Here is a 26,410-nt window from a genome sequence, read left to right as displayed (position 1 = left end):
CTCGGACCGGGCCCCGTCGTCGTCGCGGGATCAGCCGACGTGCAGCGCGACGCGGATCGCGTCGCCGATGCGGCTGATGGAGAAGGCCGCCAGCACGATCACCAGGCCGGGGACGACCGTCGCGAACGGCGCCTGCGTGAAGAACAGGTACGCGTCCGCCAGGTCCCCGCCCCAGGACGGGTGCGGCGGGTTCACGCCCAGGCCGAGGAAGCCCAGCGCCGCCTGGACGATCATGGCGATGCTCGCCAGGCTGCACGCCTGGACCAGCACCGGCGCGAACGCGTTCGGCAGCACGTGGCGGATGGCGGCGCGCGTGTTGCTGACGCCCAGCGAACGCGCGACCAGCAGGTAGTCCGCCCGCCGGATGGGCAGGATGTTCGACCTCAGCAGCATCGCGATGCTCGGCGCGAAGATGAACCCGAGCGCCACCATCGACATGTTGAGCCCAGATCCCACGACACCGGTGATCGCGACGGCCAGCACCAGGCCCGGGATGGACAGGATGGCGTCCGCGAGCCGCATGCTGACCTCGTCCAGCGGACCACCGATGTATCCGGCGGCCAGGCCCCACGGAACACCGATGAGGAGGAAGACCGCGACGGCGATGGCCGTGCCCTGGAAGGCCGCGGCGGCGCCGTACATCAGCCGGCTCAGGACGTCGCGTCCGGCCTGGTCGGTGCCCAGCCAGTGCGACGCCGACGGGTTCGCGAACGTGTTGTCCGCGTCGGTCGTGAGCGGGTCGTACGGAGCGATCAGCGGGGCCAGCAGGCCGACCAGGATCAGGGTGGCGACCACCGCGATGGCGAAGATCACCGTCGGGGTGAAGACCACGTCGGACCTGTTGCGCCTGCCGCCGGTCCCGGCGCGTCCGGGCACGAGGTTCTGGGCGATGCTCATGCGAGCTCCTTCCTGCGACGGGGATCGATCGCCGTCAGCACCAGATCGGCGATCAGGGACAGCATCACGACCGCGAACGCCAGCATCAGGACGATCGCCTGGAGCGCGGCGAAGTCACGGAAGTGGACGGCGTCGATGATCGAGGCCCCGAGCCCCGGCAGCACGAAGACGACGTCGATGATGACGAGCTCGCCGACGAGGGTCGAGGCCAGGAACGGGATGAACGTGATGATCGGTCCCACGGCGTTGCGCAGCGCGAGATCGAAGTTGATCCGTGCCGGGCTGACGCCCATCGCACGGGCGGCGCGGATGTACGGGCTGTCCAGGGCCGCCACCATGGCACTGCGGACGTGGCGGATCGTGAAGGCCGTGGGCGGTACGGCGATCAGCAGCACCGGCATGAGGATGGACTCGAGGTGCGGGATCACGCCCTCCGACCACGGCGTGTAGCCGTTGACCGGCAGCCAGCCCAGGCTGGCGCCGAAGATGCCCACGCACATCGTGGAGATCCAGAAGACCGGGACCGAGACGCCCAGGCCGGAGACGGCGAAGACGGTGCGGCCCAGCTTCGTCTCGCGCTTGATGGCGGCGAAGATGCCGATGCCACCACCGGCGACGAGCGCGACGAGCATGCCGAGTCCGACGATCTCCAGCGTCGACACCATGCGGGGCGCCAGGACGTCCACGACCGGGAGGCCGGTGGCGTAGGAGATGCCGAAGTCGCCCTGCAGGACGCCGCCGAGCCAGCTGAAGTACTGCTGCCACAGCGGCTGGTCGAGGCCGTACCGCTCGTTGATCATCTTGATGGTGTCGGGGTTGTCCGAGCCGCCCAGCAGGGCCTCGGCCGGACCACCGGGGATGATCACGCGCAGCATGAACGACAGCAGCGTGATCAGCAGGAGGGTCGGGATGACCACCCTCAGGCGGCGAAGGAATAGACGGGTCACGCGACACCTTCCCTGGCTGGGTGATGGAGCGGCTCGAACTCCTCGAAGTCGAGCTGGGGCATCTCGATGAACTCGTTGTGCGCCCCGTGGATCCTGGGGATGCTGCTGATGAGCGCCTGCGTGTAGGGGTGCCCGGGGTCGGCGATCACCGCCGACGACGGGCCGGTCTCCACGACCCGCCCGCGGTACATCACGGCCAGCTGGTCGGACACCTCGTCGAGGACGCCGATGTCGTGGGAGATCAGCATGACGGCCAGCTTCCGCTCGTCCGTCACCTTGCGGATGATGTCCATGACCTCGCGCTGGACCGTCACGTCGAGCGCCGTGGTGGGCTCGTCGGCGAACAGGATGTCCGCGCCGCACACCAGCGCCATCGCGATCATGACGCGCTGGCACATGCCACCGGACAGCTCGTACGGGTAGCTGTGGAGCACCCGCTCCACGTCACGGAGCTGGACGTCGTTGAGGGCCTCGACGATGCGCTCCCTGGCCTGGGCCTTCGAGCACTCGACGTTCGCCCGCAGGGCGAGCTCCATCTGTCGTTCGATCTGCACCACGGGATTGAGGGCTGTCACGGTCTCTTGGAAGATCATCGTCATCCCGGAGCCGCGGACCTTCGCCCGCTCGGACTCGCTCGCGCCGATGAGCTCCTTGCCCTTGAAGCGGATCGAGCCGTTGATGTGCGCGTTCGTCGGGGCCAGCCCGAGGGCGGCAAGGGCCGTGAGGCTCTTGCCGCTCCCGGACTGTCCAGCCACTCCCAGAATCTCCCCCGGGAACAGATCCAAGGAGACGTCGACGACTGCCTTCTGGGGTCCGCCGAAGTCCACCTCGAGCTGGCGGACCGACAGGATCGGCTCGCGACGCTGGTCGTCGGACACCTGGGTTGCACTACTGGGATGTGGCATGGGCCCTCCTTACTCGGCCGGCTTCAGCGCGGCCATGTCGATGTCGAACTCGAGCAGGTTGGGCTCGTGCGGCTCGACGTTCGTCCGGTGCGCGTAGGCCTTCGGCTTCGTGTACATGTTCGCCATGTTCGGGTTGTTCGCGGCCTCGACCTGGATCGCCTGGGCCTTGGTCACCCGCTCGTCGGGATCGAGAGTCGTCTCGAAGTCGGCGAGCATCTCCCACGGCACGACCTCGGCGTGACCGACGTTGTAGATCGACTTGCCGTACTCCGCGTTGAACGTGTCACGCGGGGTCGGCTGGCTGGGCCAGCTGGTGAAGTTGCAGTCGGGAGCCTTGGCGGCCGCTGCCATGTCGCCACCCTTGTAGAAGTTGGCCATCACCTCGGTCAGCTCGCTGATCTCCAGGTCGACCTTGATGCCCACGGCCTCGAGCTGCTCGAGGATGTAGGGCGACGAGGTCTCGTAGCCCGAACCGGTGTAGGTGCTGCACTTGAGCTCGATGCCGTCGGCGAAGCCCGCGTCGGCCAGCAGCTGCTTGGCCTTGGCCGGGTCGTAGGTGTACAGCGACTGCGTCTCGTCGCTGCTGTACTCCGACGACGACGGGTACATGCTCTGCGTCGGCTCGCCGTAGCCGCCGGTGGCGGCCTTGGCCAGCGCCTCGCGGTCCAGCGCGAAGTTGAACGCATCGCGGACGCGCTTGTCCTCGAGCTTGGGGCTCGCCATGTTGAACTGCACGTGGTAGTGCGCCAGCGACGGGTCGACCTCGACCTCGATGCCGTCGGCCTTCTTCAGGGTGTCGATGTCGGTGAGGGCCGTCCGGGCCGCCACGTCGATCTGACCCGACTGCAGCGCCTGGTTCATCGAGACCGGGGTCTTGAAGAACTTCAGGTCGATGGACTCGTAGAAGCCACGGTCGTCGTTCCAGTAGTCGTCGTTCTTCTCGAACACGATCTGCGAGCCCGACACGTTCGTCTTGATGACGTAGGGACCCGAGCCGATGGGGTTGCCCGAGACGTCGTCGCCCGAGGCCTCGAAGGCCTTCGGGGACACCATGTAGCCCGAGTTGTGCGCCAGCTGCTCCGCCAGCCACGCGCTGTCCTCACCGAGGGTGAGCTTCAGCTCGGTGGGCGAGACGACCTCGACCGAGTCGACCGACGTGATGAGGCCGAGCTTGGTCAGCTTGAAGTTGCGGTCGAGATTCGCCTTCACGGCCTCGGCGTCCACCGGCGTGCCGTCGGAGAACTTCACGCCCTCGCGCAGCTTCAGGGTGAACGTCTTCTTGTCCTCGGAGTAGCCCCACTCGGTGGCGAGGCCCTCCTTGACCTGGCCGGTCTCGGCGTCGACCTCGAGGAGACGGTCGTAGATCAGCCGCAGGAAGGTCATGTCGTGTCCGCCGGTGACGTTGACCGGGTCCAGGCTGCTGGGCTGCAGCAGCGATCCGGCCTTGAGCTTCGACGCATCGCCCTCGGCGCCGCCGTCCGACCCGGTACAGGCCGACATGACGCCGACGAGGGCCGCAATGGCGACCCATCGCGCTGGTCCAAAGATTCGCTTCACGAGGTCTCCTCTTTCATGGAAGTGAACTGCTGATTCGGATGGGTGCTGACGGTGGTCCGCTCCAGACGCGGGATGGCGTTCAGGAGCTTCTGCGTGTAGGCGTGCTGGGGACGGTCGATGACGTCGCGGACCGGGCCGACCTCGACGACCTTCCCCTGCTGCATCACGACGACCCGGTCGACCAGCTGGCTCACGACGGCGAGATCGTGCGAGATGAACAGGATCGCGATGCCCTCGTCCCGGCGGATCTGGACGAGGAGGTTCAGGATGCGCGCCCTGACGGACACGTCCAGCGCCGAGACGGACTCGTCGCAGACCAGCAGGCCGGGCCGTGCGGCCAGCGCACGGGCGATCGCCACGCGCTGCTTCTGGCCGCCGGAGAGCTCGCGCGGCTTCCGGTTCACCAGGGCGGGGTCGAGGCCGACGCGCTCGATGTACGCGACGCTCTGTTGGATGTGGCTCTTGGTGATCCGGCCACCCTTGGCGATGGCCTCGGCGATGATGCTGCCCACGCTGCGGCGCGGGTTCACCGCGGTCGAGGAGTCCTGGAAGATCATCTGGACCCCGGCGCGGCCCGAGTTCGACACCTGGCCCCACTCCTGGGTCGTCGTCCCGTCGAAGTGCAGACGGCCGTCGGTCGCGTTGAGGAAGCCGGCCACGACCATCCCGACGCTGGACTTGCCGCTTCCGGACTCGCCGACGATCCCGACGATCTCGGACTCGCCGACGTCGAAGCTGACCCCGTCGACGGCACGCACCACGCCACCGCGGGCGAGGCGGTACTCGATCACCAGGTCCTCGACGGAGAGCGCGGGCTTCGTGGCCGTCGTCGGGCCCTCGCGAGTCAAGTTCTCCATGCATCCCTCCCAGGTGGGTTTTGTGTAGGCTAGATCACATTGAACCTGACATCAAGTTTATTTCTTGGTTTCTGGGATCGCGGTTCGTCGGCCTTGCGCCGCGCCTTCGGGCATGGCGAATCCGCTGGGAGGACAGGGGAAATCGCGGGTGGACCGAGGCCCGCGCATCAGTCGCGCCCGACCACGGGTCAGGGCGCCGGTTCGCCTGCCCGGCTGCGGCTCACCGGCTCATCACGGATGGCATTGAGAGCACGCCGGGACGCACGAAGGGCCCGGGTCGATGACCCGGGCCCTGCGTGGTGGTGCTGTTGGTGGTGCTCAGTCGTCGCTGCTGGCGCCGGCCTCGACGGCCGGGGGAACCTCAGGCAGCTCCAGATCGGCCTTCGACGTGCCGGTGAAGGTGAACTCACCGTCCACGACGTCGACCACGACGATCTGGCCGGCGTGGAGCTCTCCGTAGAGCAGCTTCTCGGCCAGGACGTCCTCGACCTCGCGCTGCACCGTGCGACGCAGCGGCCGCGCACCGAGCACGGGGTCGAAGCCGTAGGCGGACAGCTTGATCTTCGCCGCGGTGGTGAGCTCGATGTCGATGTCCTTCTCGGCCAGACGGGCCTCCAGGGAACCGACCATCATGTCGACCATCCGCAGGATCTCCTCCTGCGTCAGCGGCGGGAACACGATGACCTCGTCGACGCGGTTCAGGAACTCTGGACGGAAGTGCTGCTTGAGCTCCGTGCCGACGCGCTCCTTCATCTTCTCGTAGGTCCCCGCGACGTCGCCGGCCTGGGAGAAGCCCAGGTTGACGCCCTTGGAGATCTCACGCGCACCGAGGTTGGTGGTCATGATGATCACGGCGTTCTTGAAGTTGACGACGCGACCCTGACCATCGGTGAGGTGACCCTCCTCGAGGATCTGCAGGAGCGAGTTGAAGATGTCCGGGTGGGCCTTCTCGATCTCGTCGAACAGGACCACGCTGAACGGCTTGCGCCGCACCTTCTCGGTGAGCTGGCCACCCTCCTCGTACCCGACGTAGCCCGGAGGCGAGCCGAACAGGCGCGAGACGGTGTGCTTCTCGCTGTACTCGCTCATGTCGAGCTGGATCAGCGCCTCGTCGTCGCCGAACAGGAAGTTCGCCAGCGCCTTGGAGAGCCACGTCTTGCCGACGCCCGAGGGCCCGGCGAAGATGAACGATCCACCGGGACGGCGGGGATCCTTCAGGCCGGCACGGCCACGACGGATCGCCCGGGACAGGGCCTTGATGGCCTCGTCCTGACCGATGACGCGCTTGTGCAGCTCGTCCTCCATGTGCAGGAGTCGGCTGGACTCCTCTTCGCTGAGCTGACCGACCGGGATGCCCGTCGCCTTGGCCAGGACCTCGGCGATGAGGTGCTCGTCGACGACCGCGACCTGGTCGAGGTCGCCGGACTTCCAGGCGCGCTCACGCTCGTGCTTGGCGGCGATGAGCTTCTTCTCCTCGTCGCGAAGGCTCGCGGCGAGCTCGAAGTCCTGGGCGTCGATCGCGCCCTCCTTGCGGCGGCGGACGTCGGCGATCTGCTCGTCGAACTCCTTGAACTCCGGCGGCGCGGCGGCGCGACGGATGCGCAGGCGCGCACCGGCCTCGTCGATCAGGTCGATCGCCTTGTCCGGCAGGAACCGGTCGCTCACGTAGCGGTCGGCCATCGTGGCGGCGGCCACGAGCGCGTCGTCGGTGATCGAGACGCGGTGGTGCGCCTCGTACCGGTCGCGGAGCCCCTTGAGGATCTCGACCGAGTCGGCGACGGACGGCTCGTTGACGAGCACCGGCTGGAAGCGACGGTTGAGCGCCGCGTCCTTCTCGAAGTGCTTGCGGTACTCGTCGAGCGTGGTGGCGCCGATGGTCTGCAGCTCACCGCGGGCCAGCATCGGCTTGAGGATGCTGGCGGCATCGATCGCGCCCTCGGCGGCACCCGCACCCACCAGGGTGTGGATCTCGTCGATGAACAAGATGATGTCGCCGCGGGTGCGGATCTCCTTGAGCACCTTCTTGAGGCGCTCCTCGAAGTCGCCGCGGTAGCGGGAGCCCGCCACGAGCGCGCCGAGGTCGAGCGTGTAGATCTGCTTGTCCTTGAGCGTCTCGGGCACGTCGCCGCGCACGATGTCCTGCGCCAGCGACTCGACGACGGCGGTCTTGCCGACGCCCGGCTCGCCCACGAGGACAGGGTTGTTCTTCGTACGGCGGCTCAGCGTCTGCATGACGCGCTCGGCCTCGTCGGCCCGGCCGATGACCGGGTCGAGCTTGCCCTCGCGGGCGGCCTGGGTCAGATTGCGGCCGAACTGGTCCAGCACGGCGCTGGACGCGGCGGCGGGAGCCTCGGTGCCGGCGCCCGTGGTCTCGGACTCCTTGCCCTGGAAGCCGCTCACCAGCTGGATGACCTGCTGGCGGACGCGGTTGAGATCGGCGCCCAGCTTCACGAGGACCTGGGCGGCGACGCCCTCGCCCTCGCGGATCAGGCCGAGCAGGATGTGCTCGGTGCCGATGTAGGTGTGTCCCAGCTGCAACGCCTCGCGCAGGCTCAGCTCGAGCACCTTCTTGGCGCGCGGGGTGAACGGGATGTGCCCGCTGGGTGCCTGCTGGCCCTGGCCGATGATGTCCTCGACCTGGCCGCGGACGGCCTCGAGCGAGATGTCAAGGCTTTCCAGTGCCTTCGCGGCGACGCCCTCACCCTCGTGGATGAGGCCCAGCAGGATGTGTTCGGTGCCGATGTAGTTGTGGCTGAGCATGCGCGCTTCCTCCTGCGCAAGCACCACGACTCGTCGGGCCCGGTCGGTGAATCTTTCGAACATGTCGGTCCCCTCTGCTGGACTGGTCTTTTCAGCATAGACGGGTCTTGGTGACCCGACTCGCCCTGTCCAGTTGCTTAACTCAACCGTCATGCACGGGCGCGGCTTCCACTGTTCGCTGTCGGCGGAATCGGCTCACCGCATGAGGGCCTCGCGGGCCGGAGGCGCGGCCGCCCGCGCCGCTCCCGTGGCCGGTTTGCCCACGAGCGCCGACTCGATCGTGAGGGTGCCCGACGCGGTCCGCTCCCCCACCACCTTCACGGGGTTGGCGTAGGGCGCCACCGAGCCGGTGACGGAGAACCTCGCCCGGTCGTCGCCCACCTCCAGACGGCCCACGTGGATCACGCGACCGCTCGGACGCACGAGCCACAGGTATGGTCGCGTGCCGCCGGTGGCGTCGCGGTCGTCGCTGAGCACGTAGCAGTCGAGCGAGTACCGCTCGGAGCAGACGCGCTCGCGCACCATCACGCCGAGCATCTGCGGCACCGACAGGTCGGCCTCGCCGACGTCCTCCGCGAGGGCCACGGCACCCGCCGCCCCCGAGCACGTGAACGTCAGCAGCTCACGCGGGGCGAACGCCAGGGCCGGGACCTCGGCGCGCACGGCGGCCAGCACGGTCGCCTTCGCCACCTTGGCCCGGCCGCCGAAGGCGATCTCCTCGCCCCGGCGCCGGCCGAACTCGGTGACCTCGGCCGTGGCCGGCACGAGCAGCTCGGACTGGTGGGCGCGGTAGCCGATCAGCAGGCGCGCCGTCAGCACGGCGCGCCCGGCCGGCGTGGCCTCGGGCGGCTGCGACCGCGCGAGGTCGGGCAGGACCGACTCGTCGCCCACGCGGGCGAGCGACTGCGCGGCCCGCCGCACGACGGTGGGATCGGCGTCGGCGAGGGCCCGGGTGAGGGCCGCCGGCGCGTCGGGGTCCGGCGTGCGGCCCAGGGTGACCGCCGCGAGCGACCTCACCCGTGGCTCGGCGTGCGCGGTCAGCAGCTCGACGGCCACGGGGGTGGCCCGGTCGGAGTCGCGCCGTACGAGGGCGACGAGGGACTCCTTCGCGATGTCGCCGCGCGAGCGGTGCGCGAGCTCGACGAGCTCGTCGTCGCCGCGCTGTTCGAAGGGGGTGGTGTCAGGCATGATGCGTCCTTTCGCGTGCGGGGCTCACTGGCCCGCACGGGTCTGGCAGCGACCGCGCACGGTGCTGCCCTGGCCCGAGGTCAACAGGACCGAGCTGCGGACGCTCACCGAGCACCGCGTCTGGGCCATGAGGTTCTCCCGCGCCGACGTGGCCGTCGGGCAGTCGTCCCCGTGGTTGTGGGAGAGGTCGAGGAAGTGGCCCAGCTCGTGCGCCGCCGTGCGGGAGAAGGCCTCCGCCGCGCGCCCGACCTCGCCGCCGACGAGGCCGTCGGACTTCCCGCCCTTGGTGCAGTCACCGGGCACCGGGGAGATCCCCACGAAGTCGTCGCTGATGTTCGCGACGAGGAACATGTCGATCCCGTCGTTCGGGACACCCCAGTCGTCGGACAGGTCGTCGGCCTCGGACTCGCTGCCGAGGTCCTCGTACCCGTTCGCGGTGGGCACGTCGAGCCAGAAGTACTGGACCCGGCCGAGGCCGAGCGACGCGTCCGCGTAGATCCGGCGGATCCGGTGGACGGCGTAGTCCACGCGCTCGTCCGCCTCGGCCAGGGTCACCGCGGCGGCGTCGAAGCCGACCTCGACCAGGTTGAGGTGCACGTGCTTGCGCTCGAGGGCGGTGAAGGCCTCGCCGAGCGTGACCTGCACCGGCGACCCCGTGCTGGGGTCCGGGGGCGGCGTGGCGCGCCAGAACCCGAGCACGTCGCGCATCACCGAGAGGTTCCCCGTGCCACCGAGGCCCATGGCGGACATGGCCTGGCGCACCGACCGCACGCTCATGGCGTGACCTCCGACTCCAGCGCCGTCACGCGGGCCGTGAGGTCGGCGATCGCCGCCCTGGCCGCGGCGAGCTGCGTGGTCAGCGACGTCACCTGGCCGGCGAGGGTCGTCAGGGTCGCGGCCACGTCCTGACCGGCGACGACCGCGCCGTCCGGCATGGTCACGCGGCCGTTGACGACGACGCCGCCGGTGTAGTCGCGGTCCCAGTTCAGGACCAGCTGGTCGCCGGGGCCGTGCACCAGGGCGCGCCGGAAGGGGTTGCGGCGCAGCGAGGTCGAGAGTCGCCCGCGCCGGTCCGGGCCACCATCGAGCATGAAGTCGGTCCCGAACTGCTGCATGATCCGGCTGCGGACGATCAGCCAGTCCCGGTTGTTGAAGCCCAGGATCTGCTTGCAGCTGTTGACGCTGACCCCGCCGGGGTAGTCGCTGTCCCAATTGAGGGTCAGGCCGTCGTCGAAGTCGTGGACCAGCGCCCGCCGGAACGGGGTGTTGGTCCTGCGGCGCGCCGTGGCGTCGAGCATGAGGTCGTTCGCCGTGGCACGCACGACGAGGCCCTCGAGGTGGATGAAGTCGCCGTCGAAGCGGATGTCGGTCATCTCGGTGGTCCTGTCAGGAGGGGTGGGAGTGGTTTCAGCTCGGCATCACCGAGTAGCCGGCGGGTGACGGGACGGGAGAGTCCTCGACCTTCGCGAGCGTGTTGATGCTGACGTGGGGCCACTTGATCCGGCCCGGGCCGCCGTCGAAGCGGTCGAAGAAGTCCAGCTGGACGACCTGCACGTACTGCAGGCGCAGGCCGATGGTGCCGTCCTCGCGCCGGACCTCCTGGATCCAGAAGGTCGACTTCATCTCCGAGGCGTTCGCCTGCCGCACGATGAAGGGGATGTTCGAGATGCCGCCGGTGGCGACGGTGCTGTCGAACTCTAGCTTCGTCGTGCGCACGATGTCGACGCCCTCGTTCGCGGACTTCAGCAGCGCCGTCGAGTCGAGCGGGTCGAACAGTCCACGGAAGAGGTTGTCGTGGAAGTGCTTGTAGGGCGCCAGGTAGGGGTTCTTCTCGATGTCCTGGTTGACGCCGAGCGGCAGGGCGTTGATGGGCGGGATCGACGGCGGTCCGTCGGAGATCGACGCCGTGCCCAGGCCCAGCACGGAGTCACCGTGCGGGACGGTCGCGAGCCGCGCGATGTCGACGACGTCCTCGTTCAACGGGTCGGACATGTTGAGGAAGAGCCCGGGCTCGTGGTGGATCGCCCCACCGGGGTCGCCCTGCAGGCCCGAGGCGGGGAAGTCCTCGCCGACGAGCTGATTGATGCCCTGCTCGTAGTCGAGCGCCACGAGGAGCTGATCGGCGTGCGGGGTGACGCCGCCGTTGGCCGGGGCGATGCCGCGGTTGGGGACGGCCTTGTCGACGAGGCTGAAGGTCAGCTTCTCGTTGTACTGGTGGAGCAGCAGCCGGTACGCAGGCCGGAAGGTCGCGCCCTGGGGCGGACCGAAGGGCAGCGCGATCATGTTCCAGCCGCGGCCGGCGAGGTCGGGCTCGTTCGTCCAGACGCCGGGCAGCAGCTTGAAGGGACCGAGGTCCTCGTCGCCGGTGACCGCCGGGGCGACCTCGCGTACCTGGCCCCGCAGGGCGTCGAGCTGTTCGGAAGCGGTTCTCATGGGGGGACACCTCTGGGGTATCGAAGGTTCCGCCTCCGACGCCCCGAGCGCGTCCCTGCGGACTGATGTCGATGACGAGATCAGTCGCGCGACCGGTGATACCTACTCGCGGCGCTGCACCGGGAAGAGGATGGCCTCCCGGATGCCGATGCCCTGCAGCAGCATCACGAGCCGGTCGACGCCGAGACCGATGCCACCGGCGGGCGGCATGCCGAACTCGAGCGCCCGCAGGAAGTCCTCGTCGACGTCCATCGCCTCGGGGTCGCCGGCCGCCGCGAGGCGGGCCTGCTCCTCGAGCCGCTCGCGCTGGATGACGGGATCGTTGAGCTCGGAGTACGCGGGCGCCAGCTCGACGCCGTTGATGATGAGGTCCCACGCCTCGACCAGGCCGGGGGTGGTGCGGTGCTTCTTCGCCAGCGGGCGCACGGCCTCGGGGTAGTCGCACACGAACGTGGGCTGGATGAGGGTGTGCTCGACGAGCTTCTCGAAGAGCTCGAGCACGACCTCGCCCGCGCCCCAGCCGTCCTGCAGGGCGACGCCGTGGTCGCGAGCGACCTCGCGCACCTGCTCCTCGGGGGTGTGCACGTCGATGGCCGCGCCGGTGGCCTCGGCGACGAGCTCGTGGATGGTGGCGCGGCGCCAGGGCGCCTCGAGGTCGATCGTGGTGCCGTCGCGACCCGTGACGACCGTCTTGCCGACGGCGCGCGCGGCGTCCACGACCAGGTCCTGCACGAGCTCGGCCATCGTGTCGTAGGAGCCGTAGGCCTCGTACGCCTCGAGCATCATGAACTCGGGGTTGTGGGTGTTGTCGACGCCCTCGTTGCGGAACGTCTTGCCGATCTCGTAGACCTTGTCGATGCCGCCGACGAGGGAGCGCTTGAGGTGCAGCTCCAGCGCGATGCGCAGCAGCTGCGGCTCGTCGAAGGCGTTGAGGTGCGTGTGGAACGGGCGCGCCGCCGCGCCGCCGTTGGTGTGCTGCAGGACGGGAGTCTCGACCTCGATGTACCCGTGGCGGTCCAGCGTGGAGCGCAGCGACTTCAGCACGGCGGCCTTGACGCGCACGTTCTGGCGGGCCTCCTCGCGGACCACGAGGTCGAGGTAGCGCATCCGGGTGCGGGCCTCGTCGGAGAGCGGCTTGTGCTCGACCGGCATCGGACGCAGCGTCTTGGTCGCGATCCGCCACGCCGTGGCCATGACCGACAGCTCGCCACGGCGGCTCGTGATGACTTCGCCGGTGACTCCCAGGTGGTCGCCCAGGTCGACGAGAGCCTTGAAGTCGGCCAGCGACTCCTCCCCCACCTCGGCGAGGGAGAGCATCGCCTGAACCTCGCTGCCGTCGCCCTCGCGCAGGCGGACGAAGCACAGCTTGCCGGTGTTGCGCAGGAAGATGACGCGGCCGGTGATCGAGACGGTCAGGCCGGTGTGGGCGTCGGGGCCGAGCTGCTCGGGGTCGTGCGACTCGACGATCTCGCGAATCGTGTGGGTGCGGTCGACGAGCAGTGGGTACGGATCGACGCCGGCGTCCAGCATCCGCTGGCGCTTCTCCCGGCGCACCCGCATCTGCTCGGGCAGGTCGTCCTCGGGAAGCTCAGGCGTCTCGGTCACGAGGCACGAGTCTAGTCCGCGCCGTCGCGCGCACCGACGCTCCCCGCCCCAGCCCCGACTTTTGTGACGGCGTTCGCCGTCCTGGTCCGATCTCGCCCGAACCGTGTCACAAAAGTCGGGCGGCGGCGGCTCGGGAGCAGCCCCGATCACTCGGCCGGGCGGTCCTCCTCGGCGAGGCGCGGCTCGACGCGGCGCTCGGGGCGGACACCGGCCTTGTCGGCGAAGAAGGCCCGGATGACGTCCATGTCGGCGCGGACGTCGCCCGTGAGGCGGAACGTCGGGCCGAGGCCGGCGGTCATGGTGGTGCGGTCGCAGTAGCCGAGCGTGACGGGCAGGTCGGCCTCGCGAGCCAGCCGGTAGAAGCCCGACTTCCAGCGCTTGACGTTGCCGCGGGTCCCCTCGGGGGTGATGACGAGCTGGAAGTTGTCGCCCGACCGCGCGTGCTCGATGAGCTCGTCGATGAGGCCCGCCGGGTTCTTGCGGTCGACCTCGATGCCGCCGAGCGCGCGCATGAACGGACCGGCGGGGCCGCGGAAGAGCTCCTTCTTGCCCAGGAAGTGGGGTCGGAAGCCGCACTTCCACGCGATGGCCAGCATGAGGACGAAGTCCCAGTTCGACGTGTGCGGTCCCGCCAGCAGGATCGTGGGACCCTTCGGTGCCGGCTCCGACCGGAAGCTCCACCGGCTGACGGTCCAGAACACGTCGGCGACCAGGCGCAAGATCCTCATCCCCGGAGGCTAGCGCGCCCCGGGGCGGTCGGCCGGACGGGTCGACCGCCCCGCGGCGGGCGTCGGACGTTGGGCGGATCCACAGCCTGCGTTCATCTCACGGTCAGGTGCGCGGGGCACCGTGGAGGCATGACGACAGCTCCGCGGATCACCGCACACCGGGGCCAGAGCGCGACGCACCCCGAGAACACCATTCCTGCGCTCCGCGAAGCGGTGCGCCTGGGGGCCGACGCCCTCGAGTTCGACGTCCAGCCCACCGCGGACGGCTCGATCGTGCTGATGCACGACCGCTCGCCCCTGCGCACGACGAACATCCGGCACGTCCAGACCTCGAAGGTCGGCCTGTCGGTGCAGAGATTCACCCTGGCCGAGCTGGCGCAGCTCGACGCCGGCAGCTGGAAGTCGCCGGCCTTCGCCGGCACGCCGGTGCCCACCCTGCGCGACGTCGTGCACGCGCTGCGCGGCACCGAGGTGCGGCTGGTCGTCGAGATGAAGTCGGCGCCCGTGGACGCCCGCTCCTACGTCCGTGCCGTCCTCGACGAGCTCGGTGGACACAGCCGCGTCACGCTGATGAGCTTCGACCGCGACGTCGCCGAGGCCGCCCTGCCCGTGCACCACGCCGTGGGCCTCGTGAGCCGCGGCCGTCCGAACGCCGCCGACATCGATCGCTTCGACGAGTTCCACGTGAGCGCGCGCCGCGTCGACCGCGCCCTGGTCGACCGCGTGCACGCCGGTGGCGGCACCCTCACCGCCTGGACGGTGGACGACCCGCGCCAGGTGGAGCGGCTCGCCGCCCTCGGCGTGGACGGGATCACCACGAACGACGTCTCGGCGGCCCGCCCCGCGCTCGTCTGACCTCAGCGGTTCTTGGCGGCGACGAGGCGCAGGCCCTGGAGGGTGAGCTTCGCGTCGCGGGCGGTGATCGTCTCGCACTCGGTGAGCACGACGGCGGCGTGGCTGCCGGTGGCGATGACCGAGACGTCGTCGGGGTCCTCGCCGAGGGACTCGATCATCCGCTCGACGATCGCGTCGATGAGGCCGGCGAAGCCGAAGACGATCCCGGACTGCAGCGCCTCCACGGTGTTCTTGCCGATGACGTCGCGCGGCGTGGTGATCTCGACGCTGCGCAGCTGGGCGCTGCGGCGGACGATCGCGTCGAGCGAGACCTCGACGCCCGGCGCGATCGCGCCACCGAGGTAGCGGCCCTCGGCATCGATGGCGTCAACCACGGTGGCCGTGCCGGTGAGGTCCACGACGATCGCGGGCCCGCCGTAGAGCTCCTTCGCCGCGAGCGCGTTGACGATGCGGTCGGTGCCGACCTCACGGGGATTGTCGGTGTGGATGGGCACGCCGGTCTTGACGCCGGGCCCGACGACCCACGCGGGAATGTTCTCGTAGTAGCGCAGGTACGTGCGCCGCAGCGCCACCAGCAGCGCCGGCACGGTGCAGCACATGGCGATCTCGTCGACCTCGGGCAGGCCCGAGCGGCGCAGGAAGCCCTCCACCACCAGGAACCACTCGTCGGAGGTGCGGCGCTCGTCGGAGGCAACGACGAAGTCGGCGACCAGCTCGTCGCCGTCGAACAGCCCGATGCTGGTCTCGGCGTTGCCCGCGTCGATCGCCAGCAGCGTCATACCGGCGCCCTCGTCGAAGAGCAAAGGTACGAGGTCGCCGGAATGACCGATCCCACGGTCACTCGCTGGCGCTCGCTCATACCGAAACCAGGTCGCCCCGCTTGAGGCCGGAGTCGGCCGGGACCTCGGCGGCGTCGTGGCCGAGCGTGACGATCGAGTTGTCGGCGTCGACGAACACGACGCTGGGCTCGAGCCGGCGCGCCTCGGCGTCGTCGACCTGCGCGTAGGCGATGAGGATGACGATGTCACCGGGGTGCACGAGGTGCGCGGCGGCGCCGTTGATCCCGATGACGCCCGAGCCGCGGGGGCCGGCGATCGTGTAGGTCTCGAGACGGGCGCCGTTGGTGACGTCGACGATGTGCACGAGCTCACCGGGCAGGATGTCGGACGCGTCGAGCAGGTCCTCGTCGACGGTGACCGAGCCGACGTAGTGCAGGTCGGCCTGGGTCACGGTGGCGCGGTGGATCTTGGACTTCATCATGGTGCGCAGCATCGGGTCACTTCCCTCGGTTCTTCGCGTCGGTCCCGAGAGGGACCGCGCAGTTGTCGAGCAGGCGCGGTCGGCCCACCCGGGCGGCCACCAGCAGGCGAGACTCCCGGCCGGCCTCCGCCGGTCCGAGGTCGGGGCTGGTGAGCACGAGATAGTCCGGGTCGATGCCGGCGTCGGCCAGCACCTTCCCGGCAGCGTGGAGGACGGCCTCGGGGCCGTCGGGTCCGGCGTCGACGCCGGCACGGAGCGCGGCCGAGATGGCGGCGGCACGCTCACGCTCGGACGCGGTCAGGTAGCGGTTGCGCGAGCTCATCGCCAGGCCGTCGGCCTCGCGGACGGTGGGGCAGCCGACGACGTCGACGCCCAGGCACAGCTCCTGCGCCATCAGCCGGATCAGGGTGAGCTGCTGGTAATCCTTCTCGCCGAACACGGCCACGTCGGGGCGGACGAGGCCGAACAGCTTCGCGACGACGGTGAGCACCCCGCGGAAGTGGGTGGGCCGCTCGGCCCCCTCGAGGATCGACGCGAGCGGACCGGGGTCGACCATGATCGTGCCGTCGAGCCCGTGCGGGTACATCTCGTCGACGGTGGGCGCGAAGACCACGTCCACGCCGGCGGCGTCGCAGCGCTCGAGGTCGGCATCGAAGGTGCGCGGGTAGGCGTCGAGGTCCTCCCCCGGCGCGAACTGCGTGGGGTTGACGAAGATCGACACGACGAGGGTCTCGGCCAGCGGCCGCGCGTGCTGCATCAGGCTCTGGTGGCCGTCGTGCAGCGCGCCCATCGTGGGCACGAGGGCGACGGTGCCGGACGTGGCGGCGCGCAGCTCGGCCGCGGTGCGGACGACGCGTGGCATCAGCGGACCTTCTCGCGGATCACGGCGGTGCGGACGGCGTCGGCCGTGTCGGTGTCGATGCGGCCGGTGGACTCGGCGCGATCGGCGGTGGCGGTGGCCAGCGCGGCGTAGGTGCGCCGCACGGACGGGTCGTGCAGGTGCGCGACGTGGGCGCGCACCGTGTCGACGTCGCCACGGGCGACGGGGCCGGTGAGCGCGGCATCGCCGTAGGCCAGCGTGTTGTCGAGCGCGGCGGCCAGCAACGGGCGCAGCACGGCGGCCGGGTCGTCGGCCCCGATCTCGCGCAGCAGGTCCATCGCCTGGGTGACGATCGTGGTCAGGTGGTTGGCGCCGTGGGCCAGCGACGCGTGGTAGGTGGCGCGGTCGGCCTCCTCGACCCACATGACCGAGCCGCCGAGGTCGGCGACGAGGGTCTCGGCGACGTCGCGGTCGGCGGGCTCGGCGGTGACGCCGAAGACGCAGCCGCGGTCGATGTCGACCTCGGTGCCGGTGAACGTCATCGCGGGGTGCATGGCGATCGCGCGGGCGCCGGCCTGGACGAACGGCGCGAGGACGGCCAGCCCGTGGCGGCCGCTGGTGTGCGCGAAGAGCCGGCCAGGACCGGCGAAGGGCGCGAGCTCGGCGACGACGTCGGCCAGCGCGTCGTCGGGCACCGCGAGGATGACGATCTCGGCCCGGCGGACGACCTCGGCGCGGTCGAGCACGGGGATGTCCGCGAGCAGCGTCTGGACGCGCAGGTGCGAGGCGTCCGAGCGTCCGCTGACGCCGACGATGTGGTGGCCGGCTCGCTGGAGCCGGGCGGCGAGGACAGCACCGACACGGCCGGCGCCGACCACACCCACGCGAGGGTGCGACATGTGTGTTGCCTTTCGTTCCAGTCCCGGAGCGGGTACCAGACAAAGTGACGTCGTCAGTCTACGTCGCCGCACCCGCGGACGGGAGATGAGGTGACGAGGGTCACACGCACGCGCGCGCGGTCCGCTCTGCCACACTGACGCCATGGCTCGGATCCTGATCCGCGCGGGCAAGGACCCGTTCACGGCAGTCGTACCCGAGACGACGCTGACGCAGGACGTCTTCAACTCCAACAGCGGGAACTTCCTGTTCCAGCACTCGGTGTGGAAGGCCCTCGACGTGGCACCGCACGAGCTGGTCGCGAACTCCACGCTGAGCGAGCGTCGCGTCGCCTCCGCCGAGGACGCCGCCCGCATCAACGAGGAGTTCGACCACTTCGTCGTGCCGATGGCGAACTCGTTCCGCGCCGACTTCGCGGAGAAGCTCGACCACCTGGCCGCGCTGATCGAGCAGCTGACGATCCCCACCACCGTCATCGGCATCGGCGCGCAGGCCCCGGCCGACCGCTCGTTCGACGCCCTCGCGGGCGTCCGCGACGTGAGCCGTCGCTTCGTGGCGGCCGTGCTGGAGCGCTCCCCCTCGATCGGCGTGCGCGGTGAGTTCACCCGCGACTTCCTCGTCGACCTCGGCTTCCCCGGCGACGCGATCGACGTCATCGGCTGCCCGTCGCTGTTCCTGCAGGGCCCCGACCTGCGCGTGCGCGAGCCCGGCACCGTGGACGTCGACGCGAGTCTCGGGCTGAACCTGACGCCGGAGGTGCCGGGGATCGGCGCGTTCGCCACCGAGCAGGCCGCGCGGCACCCGAATCTCACCTACGTCGGCCAGGACCAGCACGACCTGCGGCTGCTGCTGTGGGGCGTCCCGCACCCCCATGTCACCGATCCGCTGGTGCCCACGCACCTGCGGCACCCGCTGTACCAGCAGGACCGCATGCGGCTCTTCGTCGACACCTGGACCTGGTACGACTTCCTCGCCCAGCAGGACTTCGTCTACGGCACGCGCTTCCACGGGAACGTCGCGGCGCTGCTGGCCGGCACGCCCGCCCTCATGCTGGCGCACGACTCGCGCACGCTCGAGCTGGCCGAGTACCACCGCATGCCGCACCGGCTCCAGCCGCACTTCGACGAGCCGATCCGCGTGGAGGACCTCGCCGAGGCCACCGACCTCGCGCCGTTCCACGCCGCCATGCCCGAGCGGTTCGGTCGCTACACCGCCTTCCTCGAGCGCAACGGCCTCGAGCACCGCTGGCAGGACGGCCGCGACGGCGCGCAGTTCGACGAGCGACTGGCGCAGGCCTCGCTCCCGCCCGGGGTGCACACCCTGGCGGCGCCCGACCTGTCCGAGGTGGCCGCGCGGCTCGAGTGGCTGCGGCACGCCATGGTCATCGACCTCACGCGGCACCCGAAGCGCTACGAGTACCCCTTCAACACGCCCACCTACCAGGGCGCCGGCTCTCGCCACGCCCGCCTGGCCGAGCAACGCGCCGCGAAGCTCAGGAGCCAGCAGCAGCGCATCGACGAGCTGACGACGCGGATCGACCGCATCGAGCGCGTCACGCCCGGCGGACTCGTCGTCCGGCTCGTGCGCAAGGTGCGCGCGATGCTGCGCCGGGGCTGAGCCAGCCCCGTACCGGCTGGCACACTGGTTCCCTGCGCCACCGGCGCGGGCCTCTAGCTCAATTGGCAGAGCAGCGGACTTTTAATCCGCGGGTTGTGGGTTCGAGTCCCACGGGGCCCACCACCGCACCCCTCCCCGCCCTCACGACATGACGAACCACGCCACCGAGTGGCGCGACGCTCAGGCGGTCGGGTCCTCGCGCAGGCGCACGATCGCCTTGCCGGTGTTGGCGCCGGTGAGCAGGCCCGCGAAGGCGTCGGGCATGGCGTCCAGGCCGTTCCACGTGGTCTCGCGGTAGGCGAGGTCGCCGTCGCGCAGCCACTGGCCCACCTTCTGCTCGAACTCGGGACGCAGGCTCTCGTGGTCGCTCACGATGAAGCCGCGCAGCGTGAGGCGCTTGCCCACGGCCTTGAACATGTTGCGCGGACCGCTGGCGTTCGGGTCGTTGTAGCCCGAGATCGAGCCGCACAGCGCCATCCGGCCCCGCTCGTTGATGTGCTCGAGCGCCGCCTCCAGGTGGTCGCCGCCCACGTTGTCGAAGTAGACGTCGAAGCCGTCGGGGAACGCCGCCCCGACCTGGCCCATCACGTCGCCCTCGCGGTAGTTGATGCCGGCGTCGAACTTCAGCTCGTCCACCAGCAGCGCGACCTTCTCGGCCGAGCCGGCGCTGCCGACCACGCGGTCGGCCCCGGCGAGGCGGGCGAACTGGCCGACGAGGCTGCCCACGGCGCCGGCCGCGGCCGACACGAATACCGAGTCGCCGGGCTGGAACGCCGCGACGTCGAACAGGCCCGCGTAGGCGGTCATGCCGGGCATCCCCAGCACGCCCAGGAAGTAGGAGGACGGGAGGCCGTTGAGCTCGACCTTCGTCGCGTACTGGTCGGCCAGCACGGCGTGCTCACGCCAGCCCAGGCCGTGGCGCACGATGCTGCCGACGGGCAGCGCGTCGGAGCGCGACTCGACGACGACGCCGATGGCCCCGCCGTCGAGCGGGTGGTCGAGCTTGAACGGCGGGACGTAGGACTTCACGTCGTTCATGCGGGGGCGCATGTACGGGTCGACGGTGAGCACGATGTTCTCCACCAGCACGTCGCCGTCGCGCAGGTCGCGCAGCTCGCGCTCGACGAACCGGTAGGTCTCGGCTCCCGGCAGGCCGGTGGGGCGCTGGGCCAGATGGATCTCGCGGGTCGTGGTGGTCATGCTCGTCCTCCCGTTCGGGTCGCCGCTGTGCGGCGCTGGTCCGGGCTCGCGTCGACGCGGTCCACCCGGCTCCGGCCATCGTAGGGACCCACCCCGACGCGTGCCCTCAGCCGGGCGGGCGACCGCCGCCCATCCCTCCTCCCGACGGTGGGCCTCCACGCCCGCCGCCCGTGAGCGATCGGGTGCTCGCCTCGTCACTGCTCGGGAGCGCGGCCTCGAGATCCGCGACCACCACCTGCTCGCCCTTGTCGACACCCTCGGTGACGGCGGCGGAGGTGGCCCCCATCGTCCCCAGCGTGACCTGCCGCCGCTCGACCTCGCCGTCGGCCAGCACCAGGACGCTGCCCTGGGTCGCCGTCCGGCGGGTCACCGCCGAGGCAGGCACGGTGACGACGTCCGACGCCGTCCCCGTGACGATCGCGACGACTGCCGCCGAGCCCTCGGGCGCCGCGAGGTCGTCGTCGAGCGTGACCGTGACGCTGTACGTGGTCGCGGACGCCTGCTCGTCCGACGCCTCCGGCACCAGGCCGACGGCCGAGACCGTGCCGCGCGCGGCGGTGGCCGATCCTGGCGTGACGGTGGCGGCCTGCCCGACCTCGATCGCGGCGAGGTCGTCGACGGGAACGCTAACGGTCGCCGTGGTGTCGCCCTCGCCGATCAGTACGAGAGCGGCGTCCGACGTGGAGACCTCGTCACCGGCAGCGATGCCGACGGACATGACCGTGCCGTCGAACGGGGCGGTCAGGGTCGCCGCCGCGAGGTCGGTCTTGGCGGAGGTCAGCGCGGCCTCGGCCGTGTCGACATCGGCCTGCGCCGAGGCGAGGTCCGCGGCGGTCGCGGTGGTGCCCGACGAGCTCCCCGCCCCGGAGCCGGGGCCTGAGCTCCCCGCGTCGGGCTGGGCGCCCTGACCCGGCGTCTGGGAGGTGGTGCCGCCGGAGTCCCGGTCCTGGCCCGCGGCCTTCCCGGAGTCCTGCTCCTTCGTCTCATCCTTCGTGTCAGCGCTGCCTCCGGAGGCATCGGCCGAGCCGGCGTCCTTCTCCAGTTGCTTCACGGCGTCACCCAAGGTCGAGCCGAGGGCCTCCAGCGCGGACTGCAGCGCATCCTGTTGCTCCGCGACGACGTCCTGCGCCTCCTGCACGGCGGTGAGCGCATCCCGGCACTCCTGCGAGATCGCCGTCGCGGTGGCGGGGTCGTCCTCCTCGCAGGCGGCCTGCTGCGCCGCGAGCGCTGCCTTCGCCGCGGTGATGGCATCGGTGGCGGCGCTCCGGGCCGACTTCACCGTCTCCTGCTCAGCGGCCAGCTCGGCGAGCGCGTCCTTCAGCCTGTCGCTGGTCGAGGCGAAGGTCATGGGCGACGAGGACGACTCCGTGTAGAGCGCCAGGGTCACCGTGCCGGCGTCCGTGGCCGACGACTCCGTCGCGCTCCCGCCACCGCCGGATGCCCGGGCGACCGTGTCGATCTGGCCGTCCTCGACGTCGTCCAGGTAGGCCTCGGCGTCGGCCAGGTCGGCCCGCGTTTCGATGACGGCCGCCTTCAGGTCGCTCGCGTCGAGCGTGGCGAGCACGTCGCCCGCCTCGACCTCGTCGCCGACCTCCACCGCCACCTTCCTCACCGTGCCGTCGGTCGCGAACACGGGATCGGACCGCTGCGACGCGGCGATCGTGCCGTCGTACGACACGATCTGCTCGACGTCGCCGCGCGTGGCCGCGACGGTCCGGTAGCGGTCCTCCCCTGCGGTCGAGGAGGCAGCGAACAGCCCCACGCCCACGACCGTGGCGGCCGCGACCGCGGCGACGCCCAGGCGCCTGCTGACGTGGATCACGCCGCCTCGCCCTCGTCCTGCTGCGTCGAGTCGTCAGCAGGCGCGTCGTCGCGCCGGCCGGAGCCGCGCGTCACGCACTTGCCGTCGGCGGCCGTGCTGATCTGGATCGAGGTCGCCTTCACGGCTCCGGTCGAGTCGGTCTCGCCCCGGGTCTGGAGGCACACGCCGACCTTCACGTCATCGGCGTCGGCCTTCGCCGTGGTCGTGTAAGTCGTGTCGTCGCCGACGGTGACCTTCACGTCGCTGGTCTCGTCGGACCCGGGCGTGCTCGACGCGACCGTGAACCCGCTACCGGAGACCGCGGTGACCTCGCCGGCCGTCATGCCGCCGCCCTTTGCGCCACCGGGGCGCTCACCCTGCGGTGCCGACGGCGGCTCCTGCCCCTCGGGGGCACCGCTGGGCCGGTCGGTCGGTCGCTCGCCGCCCCCGGGGCCGCCGCTTCCGAAGCCGTCGGCACACTCGCCGTCGGCCTGCTGCGTGACCCGGACCGACGTCGCGGTCACCGCGTCGCTCGATCCCCCGCCCGTCACGACGACGCACGAGCCCTTCGTGACGTCCTCGAGGGACCCGCTCACCTGACGCGTGAACGTCGTCGAGTCCGTCCAGGTGACGGCGGTCTGGCTGGAGGAGCCCTGGACCTGGGCGGTCGAGCCGTCGACGGCGGCGACCTTCCCCGATCCGGGCTGGCCACCAGGACGGCCACCGCCCCCCTCCTGCTGGGACTGCTGCTGCTCGGACGAGGCCGCCTGCGTGTCGGACGCGGCCCCGCCGCAGGCTGCGACGGAGAATGCGAGGGTCAGGGCGGTGGCGGTCAGGGCGAAGGTGCGCTTCATGGTTGCTCCAGTCATGGTGGGGTTCATTCGCTGCGGAGGGCTTCGATGGGGGTGAGCCGGGCGGCGCGGCTGGCGGGGTAGACCCCGAAGCCGAGGCCGAGGGCCAGGGAGGTCGCGAGCGCCAGCGCCGTGGCGACCGCGGAGACGGACACGGGCTGGTCGATCAACGGAGGCAGGACCCACGCGCCGACCAGGCCCAGGGCGACGCCGGCGAGGCCGCCCGCGAGGCCGAGGATGGAAGCCTCGACGAGGAACTGGCGACCGATCACCGACGGCGTCGCGCCCAGGGCCTTGCGCAGGCCGATCTCGCGGATCCGCTCGGTCACCGAGACGAGCATGATGTTCATGACGCCGATGCCGCCGACGAGCAGCGAGATGGCCGCGACGCCGCCGAGCAGGACCGTCAGGGTCCGATTCGTCGAGTTCGCCGTCTCCAGCAGTGCCGCCTGGCTCGTGATCGTGAAGTCGGCCTCGTCGTCGCCGGTGATGCCGTGCAGGTTCGTCATCAGCGCCTCGATCTCCTGGTAGGCCGCGGAGAGCCGGTCCGCGGACGCGGCCTCCACGTAGACCGAGGAGAGCGTCGTGCCGGTGGATCCGGTCGCGGCGGCGGCGGCCGCCAGGGGCACCACCGCGGTGTCGTCCTGGCTCGTCTCGGAGGAGGAGCCGCCCGAAGACTCCAGCACCCCGATCACGGTGAACGCCGACCCGTTGACCGTCACCTTCTGGCCGACGGGCGACCCGACGGCGAAGAGCTCGGTGGCCGTGTCGGGCCCGATGACCATGACTTTGGCGCCGGACTCCGCCTCGGCCGCGGTGAAGAAGCGGCCGGACGCGATCTCGCGGTTGCGCACCGACGCCCACGACGGCGTCGTGCCCACCAGCGAGGTCGTCCAGTTGGTCGTGCCGTTGACGAGAGACACCGACGAGGAGGTGGCGGGCGCCACGGCCCGGACGTCGGGCACGACCGTCTCGTCGGCGATCGCGACCGCGTCGGAGAGCGTCAGCGTCGTCGCCGACCCGAAGCCGCCCCGCTGCCCCTCGCTGGTGGAGCTGCCGGGCGCGACCACCAGCAGGTTGCTGCCGAGCGAGTCGATCTGCTCGGCGACCTCGTCCTGCGCCCCCTGGCCCAGGCCGACGGTCAGGATCACCGACGAGACGCCGATGATGATGCCGAGCATCGTCAGCGCCGATCGCAGGGCGTGGGCGCGGACCGCCTCGAGGCCGGTGCGGAACGTCTCGGCCCAGTTCATGCGAGGCTCCGGACCGAGGACTCGACCACGCGGCCGTCCCGCACGACGACCTGACGGTCGGCGCGCTCGGCCACGTCGTGCTCGTGCGTGATGAGGACGATCGTGCGGCCCATTCCCGACAGCTCGTCGAGGAGCGCCAGGACGTCCGCCGTGGACCTCGAGTCGAGGTTGCCCGTGGGCTCGTCAGCCAGCACCATCGCCGGGTCGGTCACCAGCGCCCGCGCCACGGCGACGCGTTGCTGCTGGCCGCCGGAGAGCTCGCCCGGGCGGTGGTCGGCGCGGTCGCCCAGCCCGACGCGGGCCAGCGCGGCGACCGAGCGCTCGCGGCGCTCGTCGCGGCCGACCCCGGCATAGACGAGCGGAAGCTCCACGTTGCGCCACGCGGGCAGGCTCGACAGCAGGTTGAACTGCTGGAACACGAAGCCGATGAGGCGGTTGCGGACGTCCGCCAGGCGGACCTCGTCCAGCGTAGAGACGTCCTCGCCGGCGAGCCGGTAGGACCCGTGGGTGGGCACGTCGAGACAGCCGAGGATGTTCATGAGCGTCGACTTGCCCGAGCCGGATGGCCCGACGATCGCGACGTACTCCCCCTCCTCGATGTCGAGCGTCACGCCGTCCAACGCGGCCACCTCGAGAGCGCCAGTGGCGTACACCTTGCGCACGTCGCGCAAGGAGAGCAGCGCGCTCACTGGTCGCCTCCCGGCATGGCCGGGGCAGCGCCGCCGGGCATCCCGCCACCGGGGAAGCCCCCGGTGCCGCCGCCGGGCATCCCGCCCTGGCCTGCGCTACCGCCGCCAGGCCGGCGGGTCGTCTGCTCGTACCGGACGGTGTCGCCCTCACTGAGCCCGGAGACGATCTCGGTGGTCATGCCGAAGGTGTCGCCGATCTCGACCTCGCTCCTGGTCGCCGTGCCGTCGGCCACCTTCGTGACGTACGTCGTGTCGCCCTCGGTGGTGACCGCGGCGGTCGGGACGGTCAGGACGTCGTCGCGGGACTCCACGATGATCGAGACGTCGGCCGAGGTTCCCGCGTAGAGGTCCTCCTGCTCGCCCGTCAGCGCGATCGTGACGGGGAACGTCGCCGTGCCGTCGGTGCCGGTCTGGGCGACCCGGCCCACGCTCTGCACCGTGCCGAAGACCGGTTCGGTCGCGCCCGTCGGGGTGATCTCGGCCTGCATGCCCTTCGTGATGCGCTCGACATCGCTGGCCGAGACGTCGGCGGTCAGGACGAAGCGCCGCGGCGTGATCACGGTGATGCCCGAGGTGTCGGCGGAGGTCGTGGCCGCGTCTGTCGCGCCCGAGGCGGAACCGCCACCGGACGAACCCACCCGGTCGCCCTTCTCGTAGCCGACCGAGGCGACCAGGCCCGAGAAGGGAGCCGTCAGCGTCGCCGCGTCCAGTGCGTCCTGCGCCTCGGCGACGTCGGCCGTCGTGCTGTCCACCCGCGCCGCGTTCGCGGCCTGCTGGGCCGAGGTCTCGCTGCCGTCGTTCGCGGCAGTCGTCTCAGCCGCCGTCAACTGGGCCTGCGCCGAGGCCAGTGCCGCCTCCAGCGCCGACGTGTCGATCGACGCGAGCACCTCGCCCCGGCGGACCGTGTCGCCCTCGGCGACCGCGACCTTCGTGACGCTCCCGGCCGACCCGAACGTCAGCGTGGAGGAGCGGCGCGCGGCGAGGGTGCCTGACCCGGTCACGGTGTCCTGCACGGTCGAGACGGTCGCTTCGGCGGTCGCGGTCGTGCCGGTCGCCCCGTCGGCGTCCGAGCGTCCGACGTACCAAGCCGCTGCCGCGACCACCACGACGACGCTCACCGCCATCAGCCGCCGGCGGCGGGTTCCCAGCACTCTCGCGATCGTTCCCATGCAGTCCTCCGTGTCGGTGTCGAGCACCACCGTGGACGGCCGAGATGTGACGTCGCTTCCACCCGCCTGTGACGAGCCTGTGGGGCCTCGGGTGTGGCGCGTCTCACCGGCCGGAAAAGCC

Annotated in this window: 24 protein-coding genes and 1 tRNA gene; 3 read left to right on the top strand and 22 right to left on the bottom strand. The window is 70.8% G+C overall.

Annotated features, from left to right (window positions below):
* Positions 1 to 30 precede the first annotated feature (30 nt).
* The 12 genes from B2363_RS14775 to B2363_RS14720 form a co-directional block, all read right to left on the bottom strand.
* Positions 31 to 897, bottom strand: a complete 867-nt coding sequence (locus B2363_RS14775) for an ABC transporter permease (protein WP_286931084.1) — start codon at positions 895 to 897, stop codon at positions 31 to 33.
* Complete coding sequence (locus B2363_RS14770; RefSeq protein ID WP_181752992.1) at positions 894 to 1,844, bottom strand: ABC transporter permease; 951 nt, start codon at positions 1,842 to 1,844, stop codon at positions 894 to 896. Before B2363_RS14770 ends, B2363_RS14775 begins: the two co-directional genes overlap by 4 nt.
* Positions 1,841 to 2,749 carry an ABC transporter ATP-binding protein gene (locus B2363_RS14765; protein ID WP_286931082.1) on the bottom strand — a complete coding sequence of 303 codons (909 nt, stop codon included), beginning with the start codon at positions 2,747 to 2,749 and terminating at the stop codon, positions 1,841 to 1,843. The genes B2363_RS14770 and B2363_RS14765 overlap by 4 nt, the downstream gene beginning before the upstream one ends.
* Positions 2,750 to 2,758: 9 nt before the next feature.
* Entirely contained in the window at positions 2,759 to 4,306 is a 1,548-nt protein-coding gene (locus tag B2363_RS14760; RefSeq protein ID WP_286931080.1) for an ABC transporter substrate-binding protein, read from the bottom strand.
* Entirely contained in the window at positions 4,303 to 5,163 is an 861-nt protein-coding gene (locus B2363_RS14755; protein ID WP_181752998.1) for an ABC transporter ATP-binding protein, read from the bottom strand. Before B2363_RS14755 ends, B2363_RS14760 begins: the two co-directional genes overlap by 4 nt.
* 318 nt (positions 5,164 to 5,481) lie before the next feature.
* On the bottom strand, positions 5,482 to 7,986 hold the full coding sequence (locus tag B2363_RS14750) for an ATP-dependent Clp protease ATP-binding subunit (RefSeq protein ID WP_286931078.1): 2,505 nt from the start codon (positions 7,984 to 7,986) through the stop codon (positions 5,482 to 5,484).
* A 132-nt stretch (positions 7,987 to 8,118) separates the two neighbouring features.
* A complete protein-coding gene (locus B2363_RS14745) occupies positions 8,119 to 9,111 on the bottom strand; it encodes a HEAT repeat domain-containing protein (RefSeq protein WP_286931077.1) in 993 nt (330 codons plus the stop codon).
* 24 nt (positions 9,112 to 9,135) lie between these two features.
* Entirely contained in the window at positions 9,136 to 9,888 is a 753-nt protein-coding gene (locus tag B2363_RS14740) for a hypothetical protein (protein WP_286931075.1), read from the bottom strand.
* Positions 9,885 to 10,484 carry a hypothetical protein gene (locus B2363_RS14735; protein ID WP_286931073.1) on the bottom strand — a complete coding sequence of 200 codons (600 nt, stop codon included), beginning with the start codon at positions 10,482 to 10,484 and terminating at the stop codon, positions 9,885 to 9,887. The genes B2363_RS14740 and B2363_RS14735 overlap by 4 nt, the downstream gene beginning before the upstream one ends.
* Positions 10,485 to 10,518: 34 nt before the next feature.
* Complete coding sequence (locus B2363_RS14730; RefSeq protein WP_286931071.1) at positions 10,519 to 11,544, bottom strand: heme-binding protein; 1,026 nt, start codon at positions 11,542 to 11,544, stop codon at positions 10,519 to 10,521.
* Positions 11,545 to 11,646: 102 nt separating this feature from the next.
* Positions 11,647 to 13,104: a lysine--tRNA ligase gene (lysS, locus tag B2363_RS14725; protein WP_286931542.1), complete on the bottom strand. Its 1,458-nt coding sequence runs from the start codon at positions 13,102 to 13,104 to the stop codon at positions 11,647 to 11,649.
* Positions 13,105 to 13,295: 191 nt separating this feature from the next.
* Entirely contained in the window at positions 13,296 to 13,877 is a 582-nt protein-coding gene (locus B2363_RS14720) for a 1-acyl-sn-glycerol-3-phosphate acyltransferase (protein WP_181753009.1), read from the bottom strand.
* A gap of 129 nt (positions 13,878 to 14,006) precedes the next feature.
* Between B2363_RS14720 and B2363_RS14715 the strand changes: the two genes are divergently transcribed.
* Positions 14,007 to 14,732, top strand: a complete 726-nt coding sequence (locus tag B2363_RS14715; RefSeq protein WP_286931070.1) for a glycerophosphodiester phosphodiesterase — start codon at positions 14,007 to 14,009, stop codon at positions 14,730 to 14,732.
* A 2-nt stretch (positions 14,733 to 14,734) separates the two neighbouring features.
* Here the strand turns inward: B2363_RS14715 and B2363_RS14710 are convergent, their stop codons facing one another.
* The 4 genes from B2363_RS14710 to B2363_RS14695 form a co-directional block, all read right to left on the bottom strand.
* A complete protein-coding gene (locus tag B2363_RS14710; RefSeq protein WP_286931069.1) occupies positions 14,735 to 15,511 on the bottom strand; it encodes a type III pantothenate kinase in 777 nt (258 codons plus the stop codon).
* 76 nt (positions 15,512 to 15,587) lie between these two features.
* Positions 15,588 to 16,004, bottom strand: coding sequence for an aspartate 1-decarboxylase (panD, locus tag B2363_RS14705; protein WP_181753019.1), 417 nt, complete (start codon positions 16,002 to 16,004; stop codon positions 15,588 to 15,590).
* A 4-nt stretch (positions 16,005 to 16,008) separates the two neighbouring features.
* Positions 16,009 to 16,854, bottom strand: a complete 846-nt coding sequence (panC, locus tag B2363_RS14700) for a pantoate--beta-alanine ligase (protein ID WP_286931068.1) — start codon at positions 16,852 to 16,854, stop codon at positions 16,009 to 16,011.
* On the bottom strand, positions 16,854 to 17,711 hold the full coding sequence (locus tag B2363_RS14695) for a Rossmann-like and DUF2520 domain-containing protein (protein ID WP_286931067.1): 858 nt from the start codon (positions 17,709 to 17,711) through the stop codon (positions 16,854 to 16,856). Before B2363_RS14695 ends, panC begins: the two co-directional genes overlap by 1 nt.
* 142 nt (positions 17,712 to 17,853) lie before the next feature.
* Between B2363_RS14695 and B2363_RS14690 the strand changes: the two genes are divergently transcribed.
* Positions 17,854 to 19,326, top strand: coding sequence for a polysaccharide pyruvyl transferase family protein (locus tag B2363_RS14690; RefSeq protein WP_286931066.1), 1,473 nt, complete (start codon positions 17,854 to 17,856; stop codon positions 19,324 to 19,326).
* A 47-nt stretch (positions 19,327 to 19,373) separates the two neighbouring features.
* A tRNA-Lys gene (locus B2363_RS14685) sits at positions 19,374 to 19,449 on the top strand.
* Positions 19,450 to 19,506: 57 nt separating this feature from the next.
* Here B2363_RS14685 and B2363_RS14680 read toward each other — a convergent pair.
* The 6 genes from B2363_RS14680 to B2363_RS14655 form a co-directional block, all read right to left on the bottom strand.
* Entirely contained in the window at positions 19,507 to 20,526 is a 1,020-nt protein-coding gene (locus B2363_RS14680) for an NADP-dependent oxidoreductase (protein WP_286931065.1), read from the bottom strand.
* Between the two features lie 106 nt (positions 20,527 to 20,632).
* Positions 20,633 to 22,348 carry a biotin/lipoyl-binding protein gene (locus tag B2363_RS14675; RefSeq protein WP_286931063.1) on the bottom strand — a complete coding sequence of 572 codons (1,716 nt, stop codon included), beginning with the start codon at positions 22,346 to 22,348 and terminating at the stop codon, positions 20,633 to 20,635.
* A complete protein-coding gene (locus B2363_RS14670) occupies positions 22,345 to 23,196 on the bottom strand; it encodes a DUF5666 domain-containing protein (RefSeq protein ID WP_286931061.1) in 852 nt (283 codons plus the stop codon). Before B2363_RS14670 ends, B2363_RS14675 begins: the two co-directional genes overlap by 4 nt.
* Positions 23,197 to 23,204: 8 nt before the next feature.
* Positions 23,205 to 24,431 (bottom strand): ABC transporter permease, encoded by a 1,227-nt coding sequence (locus B2363_RS14665; protein WP_286931060.1) that lies wholly within the window; start codon positions 24,429 to 24,431, stop codon positions 23,205 to 23,207.
* Complete coding sequence (locus B2363_RS14660; RefSeq protein ID WP_286931058.1) at positions 24,428 to 25,120, bottom strand: ABC transporter ATP-binding protein; 693 nt, start codon at positions 25,118 to 25,120, stop codon at positions 24,428 to 24,430. Before B2363_RS14660 ends, B2363_RS14665 begins: the two co-directional genes overlap by 4 nt.
* Positions 25,117 to 26,289 (bottom strand): efflux RND transporter periplasmic adaptor subunit, encoded by a 1,173-nt coding sequence (locus B2363_RS14655; RefSeq protein WP_286931056.1) that lies wholly within the window; start codon positions 26,287 to 26,289, stop codon positions 25,117 to 25,119. Before B2363_RS14655 ends, B2363_RS14660 begins: the two co-directional genes overlap by 4 nt.
* Between the last annotated feature and the right edge of the window lie 121 nt (positions 26,290 to 26,410).

Origin of the sequence: Aeromicrobium sp. UBA7512, assembly GCF_002476985.1 — a bacterium.
GTDB lineage: Bacteria > Actinomycetota > Actinomycetes > Propionibacteriales > Nocardioidaceae > Aeromicrobium > Aeromicrobium phoceense.
Note: the sequence above shows the minus strand (reverse complement) of the source record. Positions and strands in the feature narration are given on the sequence as shown.